Origin of the sequence: Antrihabitans auranticaus, from assembly GCF_016481275.1 — a bacterium.
Classification (GTDB): domain Bacteria; phylum Actinomycetota; class Actinomycetes; order Mycobacteriales; family Mycobacteriaceae; genus Antrihabitans.
On record NZ_JAEMNW010000006.1, the window covers coordinates 98,602 to 113,248 of the forward strand.

Sequence of the window (14,647 nt, forward strand, 5' to 3'; positions counted from 1 at the left end):
GTGCCCCCTGACCAGCGAAATTGCGCGCCATCGGCCGGTGAGGCCGACTGGCGCCGACTTCCCGCTTAGGGTGGGAAGGGTGCGGTCCGCCACCTTTGCCAGGACGACAACGGTCGTTCTCGTCGTTTTCCTGTGCGGCATCGTCCTATGTCTCGCGTATGCGAACAAGGCGCGTTGTGCGGGCGAACCCTTCGACGATTACGGGCGCAGCCTGGTATTCGACCAGGTGAAAGACCATGACGTGTGCTATTCGGACATCCAGTTCCTCTGGGTCGAACGCGGACTCGGCCAGCACGACTTCCCGTACATAAACGGTGGTATCACCGACGGCGGCACGTTGACCGGCGGAACCGTCGAGTACCCGGTGCTCACGGGAGTCCTGATGTGGCTCGGGGGGCTGCCCGCGCACAACGACGCGCAGTTCTTACTGGCCTCCGCGTTGATCATGGCGCCCTTCGGGCTGGCAGTCGGTTTGATGCTGGGCCGAATGTCCGGGCGTGCGGCCTATCTGTGGGCAATCGGTCCCCCGCTCGTTCTGTACGGCTTTCACAACTGGGAGCTGCCCGTCGTGGCGTCGGCGGTAGCTGCCGTCTACGTCGTGAATGCGACTGGACTCGGACCGCTGCGATCGCGCGCCTTCTGTGCAGCAGTGTTGCTGGGGTTCGGCACGTGCCTGAAGCTTTACCCCGCGGCGTTCGTCGTCGCCTTGATGGCGTACGTCCTCACCGGTGGGGTCGGTGGACGGGAACTCCCGCCAGGTGCGAAGGGCCGTTTCGACGTTCGTGGCGCGGTCGTGACCGGCGCGGCTGCACTCGCAACCGTCGTCGCGATCAATCTGCCCTTCGCCATTGCCGGATTCGATGGTTGGCGGGCGTCGTTCACGTTCCAGCAGCACCGGGAAGCCGACATCACGACGAACTCGATCTGGTTCTGGGGACTGCGCAAGTTGTTCGTCGGCGGGTTCGACACCAATCCGACGTATAACGCTCTGGTCGACGTGTTGTCGCCTGCGCTGGTGCTGGGCTCGTTCGCCCTGGCGATCTGGCTCGGTTGGCGGCGGTTGGGCAGCACCGGCACATACCCGTGGGTGGGTGTGAGCGGTGCGATGCTGTGCGGCTTTCTGCTGTTCCACAAGGTCTTTTCGCCGCAATACACGCTGTGGCTGATCCCGTTCCTGGTCCTCGTGCGGGTGCCGTGGCGTGCGATCGCGGCCTATCTCGTCGCGGATGCCGCAATCGGAGTCGGCGTCTTTCGTTTCTACGACGCGATCAGCACCGACGGCCCGTACAACACTCTGGCAAGAGTCGTGGAGTTCGGTGTGTGGGGTCGGTCCGCACTCCTCGTGTACTTCTTCTTCGTGTTCGTGCGCGCGCCACTTCGAGCGCCGCGGGCACCGGATCCTGTTGCGGTGAAACAAGATAACGTAGTCGAAGAAGTGAGTGCGGATTCCGGAAACTTTGTCCGAACAGGTTGAATTCGGAGTGGGGCATGAAGAGACAGCTCGGTGTGTTCGTAGTGCTTGTAGGCGTGGGGTTTTCGGCCTCGTGCTCGGGGGACGTGGCGAAGGAGGTCGCCGAGCCGACCGTGAGTCCGACTGTGCACGCTGCAAGCTCCGCGCAGCCGCCTGCGACGGCCGCGGACTGCGCAGCGGATCCGGTCTCTGGCGAAAAGTTCACTGCCCCAGCCGAAGCGAGCGCGCTGCGGGTCGACTTTCCGGCATTGCCAGGATGGGAGATCAACACCGACGCGGACCTCGCAGGCGCCCGGACCGTGAGCGTGATAAACGACCAAAGCGTCGTCCACCTGGACGTTTCCAAAGCATCTCTGGCGCCGGGTGCCCAACTAGCGGCCGCAAAGACCGCTTCCGAGAGTCTGGCAGGGTGGAAACGGCTCGGCTACCGGCAAATCACGATGTGCGGGTTCTCGGGGATCGCCAATTCCGGAACTTTCTCGGTCGTCGGCACCACGTATCAGTTCGCGCTCTTCGCGACCTGCAAAGTCGGTGACGAGGAGTGGTTCGTGTCATTTCTCGGGCAAACACGGAATCCGGACGATGAGGCGTTTGCCCGCGACTTCCCGAAGATGGTCGCGGGCTTGCGCTTTCATACTTAACGCTAGCGGACTTTCAGCGTGACCCGTTCGTCGTCGTATCCGGTGACCACAACCTTCACGGTCTCGGTTTCATCGGGTTGGAACTCGTAGGTCCTGTTGTCGCCCTCGTAGTCGTAATCGCGATCGAGTCGGCCCGACGCACCGACGAGATCGACCTGCGCGTAGTCATCAGTGTTCACCTCGATACGTACCGTCTTGCCCCGTTCGACGTCCATGTCGAGGACGGCGACCCCATATGCGTGTCGCTCGCTCGTGTCCAGTGGCGACGACAGCGTGACCGACTTGCTGGCGCCGACCTCCAAGGTTCCTTCCGCCTCGGCGCGTGAGTACACCTCGATGCCACCACCTTCGACGCCGATGAGGAACAACAGTTGGTCCGTTGTCAGGCCGTCGAGGCTGTCGAACGCGCCGGTGACCAGCGTTGCGACGGGATCGATGTGCCAGCCCGACCCGTCACGGGTTGCCGAGATGCCCTCGGGCACACCACCGCCTTCGCGGCCGAGGCTGAAAAAGAAGCCGAGGACTCCGATCCCCTCGTCATCGCCGCAGTTGTGTTCGCGTTCGCCGTCTGGACCGGTCGTATCGACACAGTCGCCGCTGACCTCGACTTTGTAGCTGTCGCCGTTCGTGGTGACCGTCATGTCGAGATTGTCAGCGACCACCTTCGCGCTGGAACCCGATGTCTCGGAGGTGAATTCGGCTCGATCGATGTCGATGGAAACGTCGTCGTCGAGCTCGTTGGCGTCGAGCAGCCGGTCGAACAGCGGTTGGTAAGTCGCGATTGCGCGGCCGATATGCGAGGACATGGCACCGGACAGGTCGCTGACGTCGCGACGCTCGACGGTGTCGGCGACAGCGCGCAGGAAGCCTTCTGCTGCCTCCTCGGGAGTGCCGTACTCCTGCGTGTCCACATCGGGATCGTCGATCCGGCGCTCGTCGAGTGCAACCGTGGCGTACTCGCCGGCCGTGTATAGCGGACTGAGATACCAACGGCCGTCGATCTTTACAGTCATAACGAACGGGGCGATGGGATCGCCGTTCTCGGTTTCACCGGTCAGGTCCGAGATGTCGATCGTCTCTTCCTCGGCCGTTGCATCTTTGGAAATGAGATCACGGAAGCCGACGTTGACTTCGTCAGGATCCACAGCGACCGTCGCAGAGCCGCTTGTGAAGGTGACCTTGGCGAGGTCGTCGCGAATCTCTTCGACCTCGGTGTGAACATCATCGGTGGCGACCGAAAGTCCTTGCAGCAGCCCGCTTACGCCGCCGCCGTCCTGGAACCCGGTCTCTTCGGCTTTGTCGCTCGTCGACGTCAGGACATCGGAGAGGCCGTCGAGTTCGCCGGCAGCGATCGTCTCGGTGAACGCCAGCGGATCGCGTGACTCCACTGCGGCCAGCGCATCCAGAGCGGCATTCTCCGGTGACGACGCCCCATCGGAACTGGACCGCAACTGCCACACAAGGACCCCGCCGATGACGAGAACCACCACTACGACCGCTGCGATCCCGGCGAACCACCACTTCTTGCTAGTGCGGCGCTGCGGTACGAGACCGCCCTGCGGATAGAGGTAGTTGGTGTCGGGATGCTGAGCTTGCGGTCCGTAATCGATGGATCCGAAAGTGGGGCCAACCTGATACGGCTGCGGACCAGCTGGCGGGTCGACCTCGTTCATGCCCATTCAACCTTCGTGTTGTCTCGGAGCGGCAGTCGCGCACCTGGTAGGTGGCTCGATCGTAGGGTGGTCATTTTGCGATGTCCTTAGTGGTGAACCGGACGTATGCGAGAAGGAAGAAAACGCCGGTGTAGAACAGTGAGAGGAACAGGCCCCACCGCATCCCGAACCAATCGACGTCTGTACGTGTCAGCATCAACCACGCGTCGTAGTTTCGGGTCGGCAGGATCGCCCGCAAGCCCTGCAGCGTGGGCAACCCGCCGAACAGGTGAGAACACAGCGTGACCACGACCGTCCCACCCACGGCGGCGACGGGGTTGTCCCTGGCCAGCACCGATAGAAAGATCGCGAGGGCGCCGATCCACATCAGGTAGACACCTATGTAGACGAGAATCGCCGCCAAGCGCCACGCGAGCCCGGACGTCTCGACTTGCGCGCCACTTACCGGCGTCAGAGGTCCGTGTCCGTAGAACACCAGACCGATGACAACGCTGACCGTCGCGAACACGAGAAGCCCACTGATACAGACGATTCCGCACGCGATGAACTTTCGTCGCAAGAGTTGGCCGCGTGGAACGGGAACGGTGAGCAGCACGCGTAGGTAGAGCCACTGTGAATCGCGGGCGACCGCCTCGCCCATGACGTAGGCGACCATCAGCACAAGGCCGAACTGGCTGCCCGCCACTATCGCGAACACTGCGAAGTTCGCGGCGCTGCTTGTCGCCATGTCGGATAGCAATTGCGCGTTGACGGCGACGCCGCTCTTTCCCGCGCTGACTGCGCCCGCAAGCAGGCACGGCAGCACCGCCATCGCCACGAGCATCAACTGAATACCGCGGCGCGAGAACTGGCGCCGGACCTCGACGGAGATCGAGAGGGCGCGTGTGCGCCGGTAGGCGGCGGCACCGCCACCGGCGCCGACTTCGACTCGTCGTGCGGCTGGTTCAGCCATTCTCCACCGCCGCGAAATAGACATCTTCGAGACGGCTGCGTGACTGCACCGACCGCACCGCAATGCCCGCCTCCACAAGCGGACGAAGTGCGTCGGCGAGGTCGGTGCTCATGACGTCGAGGTGCAGTGTCGCGCCGTCGGCTCGGCACGTGACGCCGGCAACGCCCGCGTACAGCGCCTCGGCTTCGTCGGGCCTGTCCACGGAGATCAAGAGACTGGTTGTACGAGTGGATAATTCGTCGACCGCTCCGGCCAGGACCACCGATCCGCTGCGGACAAGGATGACGTCCGAACACGTCAGCTCGACTTCCTCGAGATGATGACTGGAGATCAGTACCGTTCGCCCGCTCGCGGCATATTCGCGCAGCATGGTTCGCAGGAATCTGATCTGTGTGGGGTCGAGGCCGTGGGCGGGTTCGTCCAAGATCAAGAGCTCGGGCAAGCCGAGCATCGCTTGCGCAAGCGCGAGCCGATGCCGCATGCCGAGGCTATACTCGGATACTTTGCGCTGCAACGCAGTACCGAGGCCGGATAGGCGGGCGACGTCGTCGATCGCGGACTCGGCGAACGGTCGGCCGGTCACCGACCACAGGCTCCGCAAGTTGTCCCAGCCACTCAGATGTGGCATGAGTCCAGGAGATTCGATGCACACGCCGATCCGTGAGAGCACCGGAACACCTGCCTCGATGCGATAGCCGAATGCGAATGCAGAGCCCGTGTCGGGTTCGGCCAGCCCGACGAGCATCCGCAGGATCGTCGTCTTGCCGGCGCCGTTCGGTCCGAGCAGGCCGACGATGCGACCCCGTCGTACGTCGAAGGACACGTCAGCGACCACGCATGTGCCGCCGATCGATTTCGACAGCCCACGAACAACCAGCGGTATCGATTCCAGACCCGGCTCGCTCCGAAATCTGTGCGGCCGCAATCGTGCGCCAACCGCGACGCCGAGGTACAGCGCGAGCAGCACCGCGGCGCCGATGACCGGAAAGCCGTTCACAAAGTCGAACTTCATCGACGCCTCCCCCCAGCGATGCGCGTTCGTTGGAAGACAGTAGCTGGCGCCACCGACATGTCGGGCTCAGAGGCTGTCGAGCAAACTCATCACGCGAGCGAGTCGATCCGCATCCACGGGGACGGAATCCGGCGTGAATTCCCATTCGTTCTGCGTCCACGGATCCAGCATTCGCATTGTGCCGCCTACCGGAAAGTGTTGACAGTGCCGAGCGAGTGCGGCCAATTGCTGGTCACCGGAACGTGATTCGTCCGAACCGACGAGAATCAACGACAGTCCCGTCGACTGTGCGACCGCCGCGAGGTCGATGATCCGGGCGACGTCTTCGCTCTGATAGCCGTGCGGGAAGTCGGACAGCACGACCACTCGATCCGGTGGCGCCAATTCGGGCATGCCGTTGCGCACCGCGAGCTCTGCGAGTTCCAGCGAGTTGGTGATCGACTCCAGGCGCGTGGAGATATCCGAGTGGTTGCGCACGACGGGGCCGCCGAGCAAGCGTGTCAGCGGTGTCGTCAGCAAATCCAGTGCGGCGGTGAGGTCGACGACTTCCAGCGTCGGAGTCGGCGCTGTGGCAGAAATGATCCGCGCAACGAGCGACGCCACTACCGGTGCTGCGGCACTGGAGGTTTCGGTGTCCAGCCACAACGGCCGCAGAAGCGGAAGCCTTACGCAGAAGGGTATGCGCAGCGCCCCGCGCTCGGCTGCGGACAGTTCACCGAGGCGAATTCCGTCACTTGGATCCGGTTGGGCCGCGCCGAACTGCCACACCGGCGAATCCCAGGACGCGAGCGACCGTGGCAGGTCCGGATCGATGGAATGGAGTTCGCGAATGAGTTGCTCGGAATCGGCGTCGTAGCTGACCTTTGCCGCTGCGACCACGTCGTCGTGGCGCTTGTGCGCGACATCCCGCGCCTGGGTGGCCGCCGGCGAGTTTCGCATCGTCGGGTCGGCGATGGCGTCCGTCAGGTCCAGGTCTAGGCGCTTCGCCGCGTAGTCGCTCGCCGAAATGTAGGCGGAAGCAGAACGCGCCGCGTCCTCGAAGATCATCCACATCCGCTCGTACGCCCGAGCGCGATCGAGGGGCACGCCGGCGGGCGCGGGCGCGGGCATGGCGAGGTTCACCGGCGGTGCGGACGCGGTCACCACGACGGGCTGGTCGTCGACCACGACTCCGTGCGTTGTGATCAGTTGCGCCAGACCACCTGCGTACCCCTGGCCGACGGCGCGCACCTTCCAGCTGTCACCTTTGCGGTAGAGCTCGAAGCAGATGACCGCGGCTTCGCCGCCGCGCAACGGGATGTCGAATGCCGCGACGGTGGTGCCGTGCGCGTCCGCCAACGATGCCGACAAGCCCGTGAACGACTTACCCGCTGCCGTTGCCGGATCGACGCTGACGAGGCACAACACGGCACTCGCGTCGGCTCGGATCTCGCCCAGTTCGATCGTCAATCCGCCGGATTGCAGCGCGACGCCGGATGTTCGGGGCTTGTTGTAGAACACGAACTCGTCCGACGAGACTGCCTGCAAGTTCACGTCGACCAGCAACGCCGACACGTCGAGTGCCGTGTTGCTGGTCGCCGCGAAATGCAGTGTCCGGGCCGAAAGCGGCGCGTTCTGACCCGGCACCATCTGCAACGCCATTGCTACCTACGCCTGCAGGAATCGGCCGAGCTGTGGTGCTGCCTCGCCTGGGTGCTTGGCCTGCATACCTTCACCGATTGCCTGCAGTTTCCACTCGCCGCCGGCGCGGTAGACCTTCGCCATGACCATCGCTGTGAACGGCATACCGCCCTGCAGGGTGTACCGGGCCAGCTCGGCATTCGTCGTCCCGTCTACCAAGCGGCAGAAGGCATTCGACACCTGCTCGAACGTGTGTCCCTTGTAGGACGTGACGAGGAAAATGATCGTCGAAACGTGCGGCGGGATCCGCGTGAGGTCGACGTTGATGACCTCGTCGTCGCCCTCACCTTCACCGGTGAGGTTGTCACCCTGGTGCCGAATCGAGCCGTCCTTTGAGGTCAGCTGACCGTAGTAGGCGACATCGACGATTCCGGTATCCGCGCACAAGACCGCCGATGCGTCGAGATCGATGTCGGGCGTGCGGTTTCCGAACATGCCCCGCGTCTTGACCGGATCCCAGCCGAGGCCCATGCGAAGCACTGTGAGCGCGACGCCGCCGTCTTTCTTGAGCGTGACCTTCTGCCCCTTGGTCAGGCTGACCGGGCGGTTCTTCGACAAGCTGACCTCGCCGCCCTGCCCGGGCGGCGGACCCGCCGGCGGCGGCGCATAAGCGGCCGGTTGCTGATACTGCGGCGCCGGCTGTGCCGGCGGGTAGTTCGGTGGCGGCGGGTAGTTCGGCGGGGGCGGTGGTGGTGCGTAAGCCGTGGGCGCCGGCGGCGGCGTGTAGGCGGGCGGCGCAGGCGGGTAGGACTGCTGAGGCGGCGGAGCGTAGGCCGGTGGCGCAGGTGGGGCAGCCGGGGGTGCTGCAGGGGCGTCGTCGACGGACACACCGTGATCGGTGACCAGTGCCGCGAATCCGCCCGCGTAGCCCTGGCCGACCGCGCGGACCTTCCAGGCGCCCTGGCGGCGGTAGATCTCCATGGCGATAACGATGGATTCGCTGCTCAGCCCGTCGATCCTGTACTCGAACAACTGATTTCCCGACGCGTCGGCAATCCGCGCGATCGGTGCCGCGGACCGCCCGAAGTTGCTGTTGGCGTCATCCAGCGTGATGACTGCACGAACCTGGTCGATATCCGCGGGTATCTGGCCGAGCGAAACCGCCAGCGATGCGGGTTGACCGGCGGCACCGGGCTGCAGGCGCACGCCCGGACCGGTCGGCTGGTTGAAGAATACGAAATCAGCGTCCGAACGAACTTTGCCGTCCGGCTTCACGAGCAGCGCCGACAGGTCTGCCGGAGCGCCGAGTTGAACAGAAATAACGACATCGTTGACGGCGAGCGGGCCGTTCTGACCCTTGGCGAGCGCTGCAGACAAGGTGCTGGTCCTTTAAGTATGTTGGCGGGCCGCATCGCGGAGGCGAGCTGGAAGCTGACGAGATCCGATTTGTACTTTCTCCGCCACTGTACGAGAGCAACGCGACGACGGCGACAGGGTTGCTGTCCGAACTGGGTGTTTTGACCGATGACCAGGCCTCCGGTACTTTCGGCCGAGTCGGTCAACGACGAAACCGGGGGAATCATGGCTGGGGAGCCGTCCGCCACCGCAAGGTGGCTGAATGTTGATATTGCGAGCCTGCACGTCGCGGCCGCGGGTCTGTCGACCTCGATCGATACGGCGCACGCGGCGATGCAGATTGGGCAGGCGAAGCTGCACGAGATCGAGAACGCCTGGATGCGAACGGGGACCGCTGCGTATTCGGCGGTGCTCGCCAGAATTGCCGGTGACGCAGATGCCATGCGGACTGCGGTGCTGAGTGCGAGTCAGTCGATCTCCAACAGCGCCGATACCTATTCGGCGGCGCAAGCCGTGTTCGTCCAGGCGCTTTCGACCGCCGGGCGCCCGATCGATCAGCCTGCGACCGCTGGTTCGAAACCTTCACCGCTGCTCGACATCTAGTCACACCGAGCCTTTCGGAGGGGGAATCGGATGGTATCCATCGGTGAGATTCGGCGCTGGGATCCGGATGCGCTGAGCGACGTTGTCAGCAGATTGAATACGCAGAACAGCACGGCACTGACGCTCGAGGGCGAGCTCGCAGACCGGGGCAAGCTCGAGATGTGGGACGGCGAAACCGGTGACGCCGCACGCGGGGCGATCGAGAAAGTCCAGCGCGATGTCGGGTCGCACATGGAAATGCTCGCCGCGGTCCGGAAAGCTGTCGAGGCGACGAAGGATGATGTAGTTGCGCTGAAAAGCGATCTCGTGGCGCTCGAAAATGCTGCGGGGGCAGACGGATTCGCAATCGGTGATGACGGTTCGATCGCGAATCTGTGGGGATATCCGGCTTCGCCGTCCGACGACGGCGGGCATCAGACCGCGGTCAACGACGCGCGGCGGGCGCACGAGCGCGAACTTGTCGAAGCCGCGAACACGCTGATGGTGCGCGGCGACACGATCGAAGACGAGTCCGCTGCAGCGATGCTGGACGCGATCGACGCCGCCGGTATCGGTCGCGACGGCAAACCCATTCTGGGAGTCAACGCAGATTCGGGGCGATCGGACGGCGAGGACGCGCGTGACGGTCTACTGAGCGAGGCCGCTGAGGCAAGGCTCAAATCGCTCGATCTGTCGCGCGATCAGTTGGACGCAATCGCACGCGGCGAACAGGTGATCGTCACCGATCATCAGATGAGCTACCTTCGATCGTTCTTCGACGCCGCCGGCAAGGACGGAATCCTCGCCCTCGCCGACAATCCTGCGAACAACGATGGCAACGACGCTCGCACAACGGTTGCTGCTGCCGCGGCCGGCCTTCTGACCTTGTCGAACGAAGATGTTCGGACGCCGTCCAACCAAACCGGTGGGTTCGACAAACTTCCGAGAGACCTGCAAGTCCTTGTCGGAAACAGATATTGGGGTGCGGACAAGAACGGTTCCGATGCAGACGCCGATCGGTACGCGCGGTCGTCGATCGATGAGTCAATCGAACTCGGAAAGCTGCTGAACGACCCCGGCGCATTCTTTTACACGCCTGGCCGGGATCTGGCACTGAACCTGGACCGGCAGGTCGCCTCGCTGACCCAGTTGGATTACTTGCGGAATCAATACGAGTACAGGGATTTGGACGCGTCGCTGCGGAATTACCTGGAGGTCGGGTCACGAAACCACGAGGCCAGCTCGATTCTGCTCAGTGGTGCCGAACCCGTCGGAGTGAAGGCGCGCGACAACTTTGCGAACGTCGTATTCGGTCACGATTGGGACGACGACGGGCGTTCGGCAGCCAAGATATTCGGCTGGACTGCGGAGGGCGCCGGCGAGCACGGCCGCGAAGGCGAATACGCGCGCACCGCACTGAAAGCACTGCCCGACATCTTTGTCCCGACGATAGAAGACGGCGCGCGGTACGACGACCAGAAGCTCCCCGAAGGCGCAGGTTCCTTCGAGCAATTCGCGAACTCCTTCCACTCGAATCCCGAGCTTGCGGACACGCTGAGCAAAGTTGTCTCGAACAATCTCGGATCGATTATTCGCCCGGATCTGGCGCAGACAGTGGACGCCTTCGACGGGACTGTGGCGTTCAGCCGCGACGACGGTGATCGCTTGATCTTCTTGGCGAGTCAGTCCGAGACTGGCTTGCACAATGTGATCGCTGCGAACGAGCTGTACAAGAACAGCGTGCTGAACGAGGCGTTCCGAGACCCCGCGAATCCGAACACAGCCTTTCTGTACGAGAGCGAGATCATGACCCTCGATGAGCGGGTCACAACGAACACGGTCAACGCGCAAACCTTTCGGCTGGGCCACGACATCGCCGACGCAAACGAGGCGGCGCAGCACACATACGACATCAAACGGACGATTGCCGATCGAATCGCCGACGTTGCAGCCGTGCCGATCGAACAGGGTGTGGAGGCCGTTTCGACTCGACTGGGCCCAGCTGGTCCGTTCGCGGAAGCTCTCGCAGGGGCGGGCATCGACGCCGCGCGCGAAGGAATCATCACCGGGATCATCGGCGACGAGCCGGAGGCACAGCGCGTGCCATTGCCTGATCCAAAGCTCATAGCAATCGCGGGCGAACGGCAGATCTTGGACGACATGTTGCAGGCAGCCGCTGCGAACGGGTATCGAGACGAGTCTCTGACGCCCATCGGAGTGGACGGGCAGCCGGTCCCGGTCAGCCTCACGGCCGGCACGAATCCGGGCTGGTTGGCGACCTTCACGAGGTTCATCGGGTCGGACGCGGCTGATTTCGCCTCCGATTACGGGACGAACTACAAGATCGGCGTCGGTGACGATGTCGCCAAAGAATTGACGCAGCTCGAGATTTGGCTGACGGGAAACCAATGACGACGCGATTTCGGCGGTGGACAGTCGGGTTCGTCGCCGTGGTGTTGATTCTCGGATTCACCGGTGCGTGTGGGCGTCAAGAGCCGAATGATCCGTCCCCTGTAACGCCGACGACCGAGCGATACACCACCCGAACCGACAACGACTCGGTGCTGCCCGGGTATCCACCGCGGCACGATACGTGGGAGTTGGCGGTTCAGATCGACGATCCAAGGATCCGCGCAGCGGCCGAGTTCGCTGCGGAAACCGAGACGCTCATGTCCAACGCGGTCTTGAATCAACAGGACGCAGACGAGTACCAGCGGCGGACCACACGGCGGGTATCGCGTCACGTGTACCCCGACGAACTTCGAGGACCACCGAGCACTGGCGGTTACACCTACCGAGTGGTCGATGCCGTCGCGCTGACGGACAGCCGTGTAGAGGTAAACCTGTGTCTGTACTTCACCCCTGGCGAATACGTGCTGAATGGCGACGGTCAACTCGTCAACAAGGACCCTTACCTCGAAGGCGTGAGATTTATGTCGACCTTCACGTTCATAGACTGGACCACAGAGGCGGACGCGACGGGCCGGACGACGGAACAACCGCGCTGGCTGGCGACTGGTGGTCGCGCCGGTACTGCCGGTCGCAGTGCGGCAGCCACCTGTGAACCCCACATGCCCCAGCCCTTCGTCTTCGGGCCGCCGCCGAGGACCGACCCGAGTCCGACCCCACGCTAATTGCTAACACTCTTCGCGGGCGTCGCAATACCAACATCGGTTAGTGTTTCGACGAGCACGAACGGTGTCTCCCGAAGCGTCCGAACAGAGGCGTCGACCTCACGCGTAGAGAGCCGAGTATGGGGTACCTGGTCGAGAAGTCGAAAAGAGTTGTCGAAGCACAGCTTTCGAACACGAGTATCAAGGCGATCTCGGGTTCGATGGTCGCGTACGAGGGCCAAGTTCAGTTCAAATCTGCGGGCTTCGGCGGTGGCCAGGGCATCCTTGCGGGCTTGAAGCAGAAGGCGACCGGTGAATCCCTGACGCTAATGGAGTGCACAGGCAACGGTCGCGTCTATTTGGCGGTCAACGGGCAGAACGTCTCAGTCGTCGAGATCAACCCGAACGACATCATGCAGGTCGAGTCGCGCCAGCTGCTGGCGTTGAACGGCAACCTGCAAACGAACGTCACTTTCGCTGGATTGCGCGGCGCATCGTCGGGGCAGGGTCTGTTCACGACGAAGGTGACTGGCCATGGACAGGTTGCGTTGCTTTCGGCAGGCGGCCCACTGATTCACCTCGAGGTGTCTCCGCAGTACCCGCTCGTCGTCGATCCTGACGCTTTTGTCTGCGCCAAAGGCCAACTGCAGCAATCGTTCATCACCGATGTGTCATGGCGAAGCGCAATCGGCCAGGGCAGCGGCGAAGCGTTCTCATTGCGCTGGGAAGGCGTCGGCGTCGTCTCCATCCAGCCGGCAGAACGGTAGGAACAATGGCATTCCAGAAGGTCAATTCGAAGGTCGTCAAGGTCAACGTCGGCCAGGCCGGCGGGGTAGTCGCGCGCACCGGGGCAATGCTTTTCTACAGCGGTCAGGTGAGCTTTTCGCCGCATCAGGTGCCTGGCGCCGCCCAGATGGGTGGCATGGGCGGGATCGCGCGGATGGCCGGTCGCATGATGCAGGGCGAGCACGAGGCCACGATGATGGCGCAGGGAAACGGCGAGGTCCACTACGGATATGCCGGTCTCGAGGTCCATGTCGTCGACCTGCAGATGGGCGCGTCCCTTCGCGTGGAAGCCTCGCGGTTGCTGGCGAACACCGCGGGATTGCAGAGTTCCGTCGTTTCTGTGGTGGGTCAAAGTGGCGGCGGCGGTGGACGCGGCATGATGGGCGCGCTGCGTGGTGCGGCGTCGGGCGCACTGACCGGTCAGGGGATGTTCACGACGCAACTTTCCGGGCATGGAAGTGCGGTTCTCCTCGCCCACGGCGGGTTGATCGAATTGCAGGTCGGTGGCCCAGCTCCGATAGTCGTCGATCCGCAGGCATTCGTCGGCTGCTATGGAAATGTTCAGACCGAATTGAAGACCGCGATGAGCTGGCGTGACGCGGTCGGCCGCGGAGCCGGCGAGGCCATGCAACTGCAGTGCGTCGGCCAGGGAATCGTCTACGTCCAGGCTTCGGAGGAAAAGCTGTGATTCTCAATCCGTCAGTGCTGAACGGCGACGACAATCTGCCCGACAACAGCTATGCGTACAACATCGATCTGAACTCGCCGTGGTTCATCCGCAAAGGCGCAATGATTGCGTACTACGGACAAATGGAATTCCGTCCGCTGACGCACGGTTTGCAGGGCGGTGTTCTACACATGGTTTCGCAGCAATTTTCCGCGCCTCTGTACATGGGTGACTATGCGGTCGCCGAGGGCTTCGGAAAGCTGATCATCGGCGACCGTGGTTACGACATCAATTCCTACGACCTCGAAGACGGCAACCTCACCATCCGTGCCGCCAACCTGCTGGCATTTCAGCCGGGCCTTTCGCTGAATCAGTCGATCGTCCCCGGCTTCTTGACATTGATCGGGACCGGAAAGTTTCTGGCGTCCTCCAACGGGCCGGTGATGTTCGCCGAGCCGCCGCTGCGAGTCGATCCGGAGGCACTCGTGGGCTGGGCCGATTGCCCGTCGCCGAGTCATCATTACGACCAGGGCTGGATCACCAGCTTCCTTGCCGCCGGTGCCGCGCGCTTCGGAATCAACTCCGGTGAGGAGCGTCAGTTCGATTTCACCGGTGCGGGAACGGTTCTGATTCAGTCGAGCGAGAAGATCCTCGACGACAGCTTTGTCGTCCGGACGATCGAGGGTCAGTTACACGGGCTCAGTGCCGTTGGGCTGCAACGGCTGAACAGTGTCATCACCTCCCAAATGGGCGGGCAGCAACGGTACTGAGGCA

General features: G+C 63.2%; 13 protein-coding genes. 8 read left to right on the forward strand and 5 right to left on the reverse strand.

What is annotated here, in order from left to right; translation table 11 throughout:
* The first annotated feature begins 79 nt into the window (after nucleotides 1–79).
* Entirely contained in the window at nucleotides 80–1,474 is a 1,395-nt protein-coding gene (locus tag JGU72_RS23350) for a glycosyltransferase family 87 protein (RefSeq protein WP_199686493.1), read from the forward strand.
* Between the two features lie 14 nt (nucleotides 1,475–1,488).
* The gene (locus tag JGU72_RS23355) at nucleotides 1,489–2,112 is read left to right on the forward strand and encodes a hypothetical protein (protein ID WP_199686494.1); all 624 of its coding nucleotides are present in this window, start codon (nucleotides 1,489–1,491) and stop codon (nucleotides 2,110–2,112) included.
* A gap of 2 nt (nucleotides 2,113–2,114) precedes the next feature.
* Here JGU72_RS23355 and JGU72_RS23360 read toward each other — a convergent pair whose 3' ends face one another.
* The 5 genes from JGU72_RS23360 to JGU72_RS23380 all read right to left on the reverse strand — a co-directional run bounded on the left by JGU72_RS23360 (nucleotide 2,115) and on the right by JGU72_RS23380 (nucleotide 8,746).
* Nucleotides 2,115–3,785, reverse strand: coding sequence for a hypothetical protein (locus JGU72_RS23360; protein ID WP_199686495.1), 1,671 nt, complete (start codon nucleotides 3,783–3,785; stop codon nucleotides 2,115–2,117).
* 70 nt (nucleotides 3,786–3,855) lie between these two features.
* Nucleotides 3,856–4,737: an ABC transporter permease gene (locus JGU72_RS23365; RefSeq protein WP_199686496.1), complete on the reverse strand. Its 882-nt coding sequence runs from the start codon at nucleotides 4,735–4,737 to the stop codon at nucleotides 3,856–3,858.
* Nucleotides 4,730–5,749 carry an ABC transporter ATP-binding protein gene (locus JGU72_RS23370; protein ID WP_199686497.1) on the reverse strand — a complete coding sequence of 340 codons (1,020 nt, stop codon included), beginning with the start codon at nucleotides 5,747–5,749 and terminating at the stop codon, nucleotides 4,730–4,732. The genes JGU72_RS23365 and JGU72_RS23370 overlap by 8 nt, the downstream gene beginning before the upstream one ends.
* 66 nt (nucleotides 5,750–5,815) lie before the next feature.
* Complete coding sequence (locus JGU72_RS23375; RefSeq protein ID WP_199686498.1) at nucleotides 5,816–7,390, reverse strand: TerD family protein; 1,575 nt, start codon at nucleotides 7,388–7,390, stop codon at nucleotides 5,816–5,818.
* A 6-nt stretch (nucleotides 7,391–7,396) separates the two neighbouring features.
* Complete coding sequence (locus tag JGU72_RS23380) at nucleotides 7,397–8,746, reverse strand: TerD family protein (protein WP_199686499.1); 1,350 nt, start codon at nucleotides 8,744–8,746, stop codon at nucleotides 7,397–7,399.
* Nucleotides 8,747–8,893: 147 nt separating this feature from the next.
* Between JGU72_RS23380 and JGU72_RS23385 the strand changes: the two genes are divergently transcribed.
* The 6 genes from JGU72_RS23385 to JGU72_RS23410 all read left to right on the forward strand — a co-directional run bounded on the left by JGU72_RS23385 (nucleotide 8,894) and on the right by JGU72_RS23410 (nucleotide 14,643).
* Nucleotides 8,894–9,328 (forward strand): hypothetical protein, encoded by a 435-nt coding sequence (locus JGU72_RS23385; protein ID WP_199686500.1) that lies wholly within the window; start codon nucleotides 8,894–8,896, stop codon nucleotides 9,326–9,328.
* Between the two features lie 30 nt (nucleotides 9,329–9,358).
* Nucleotides 9,359–11,719 (forward strand): TPR repeat domain-containing protein, encoded by a 2,361-nt coding sequence (locus tag JGU72_RS23390; RefSeq protein WP_199686501.1) that lies wholly within the window; start codon nucleotides 9,359–9,361, stop codon nucleotides 11,717–11,719.
* Complete coding sequence (locus tag JGU72_RS23395; protein ID WP_199686502.1) at nucleotides 11,716–12,441, forward strand: hypothetical protein; 726 nt, start codon at nucleotides 11,716–11,718, stop codon at nucleotides 12,439–12,441. The genes JGU72_RS23390 and JGU72_RS23395 overlap by 4 nt, the downstream gene beginning before the upstream one ends.
* A 119-nt stretch (nucleotides 12,442–12,560) precedes the next feature.
* Entirely contained in the window at nucleotides 12,561–13,187 is a 627-nt protein-coding gene (locus JGU72_RS23400) for an AIM24 family protein (protein WP_199686503.1), read from the forward strand.
* Nucleotides 13,188–13,192: 5 nt separating this feature from the next.
* Nucleotides 13,193–13,894: an AIM24 family protein gene (locus JGU72_RS23405; protein WP_199686504.1), complete on the forward strand. Its 702-nt coding sequence runs from the start codon at nucleotides 13,193–13,195 to the stop codon at nucleotides 13,892–13,894.
* Nucleotides 13,891–14,643: an AIM24 family protein gene (locus JGU72_RS23410; RefSeq protein ID WP_199686505.1), complete on the forward strand. Its 753-nt coding sequence runs from the start codon at nucleotides 13,891–13,893 to the stop codon at nucleotides 14,641–14,643. The genes JGU72_RS23405 and JGU72_RS23410 overlap by 4 nt, the downstream gene beginning before the upstream one ends.
* Nucleotides 14,644–14,647: the final 4 nt, after the last annotated feature.

Excerpts from the sequence above, each read along its gene's own strand:
- JGU72_RS23375 (WP_199686498.1), bottom strand. The coding sequence starts at position 7,390 with ATGGCGTTGCAGATGGTGCCGGGTCAGAACGCGCCGCTTTCGGCCCGG.
- JGU72_RS23355 (WP_199686494.1), top strand. The coding sequence starts at position 1,489 with ATGAAGAGACAGCTCGGTGTGTTCGTAGTGCTTGTAGGCGTGGGGTTT.
- JGU72_RS23395 (WP_199686502.1), top strand. The coding sequence starts at position 11,716 with ATGACGACGCGATTTCGGCGGTGGACAGTCGGGTTCGTCGCCGTGGTG.
- JGU72_RS23365 (WP_199686496.1), bottom strand. The coding sequence starts at position 4,737 with ATGGCTGAACCAGCCGCACGACGAGTCGAAGTCGGCGCCGGTGGCGGT.
- JGU72_RS23400 (WP_199686503.1), top strand. The coding sequence starts at position 12,561 with ATGGGGTACCTGGTCGAGAAGTCGAAAAGAGTTGTCGAAGCACAGCTT.
- JGU72_RS23385 (WP_199686500.1), top strand. The coding sequence starts at position 8,894 with ATGACCAGGCCTCCGGTACTTTCGGCCGAGTCGGTCAACGACGAAACC.
- JGU72_RS23390 (WP_199686501.1), top strand. The coding sequence starts at position 9,359 with ATGGTATCCATCGGTGAGATTCGGCGCTGGGATCCGGATGCGCTGAGC.
- JGU72_RS23405 (WP_199686504.1), top strand. The coding sequence starts at position 13,193 with ATGGCATTCCAGAAGGTCAATTCGAAGGTCGTCAAGGTCAACGTCGGC.
- JGU72_RS23360 (WP_199686495.1), bottom strand. The coding sequence starts at position 3,785 with ATGAACGAGGTCGACCCGCCAGCTGGTCCGCAGCCGTATCAGGTTGGC.
- JGU72_RS23370 (WP_199686497.1), bottom strand. The coding sequence starts at position 5,749 with ATGAAGTTCGACTTTGTGAACGGCTTTCCGGTCATCGGCGCCGCGGTG.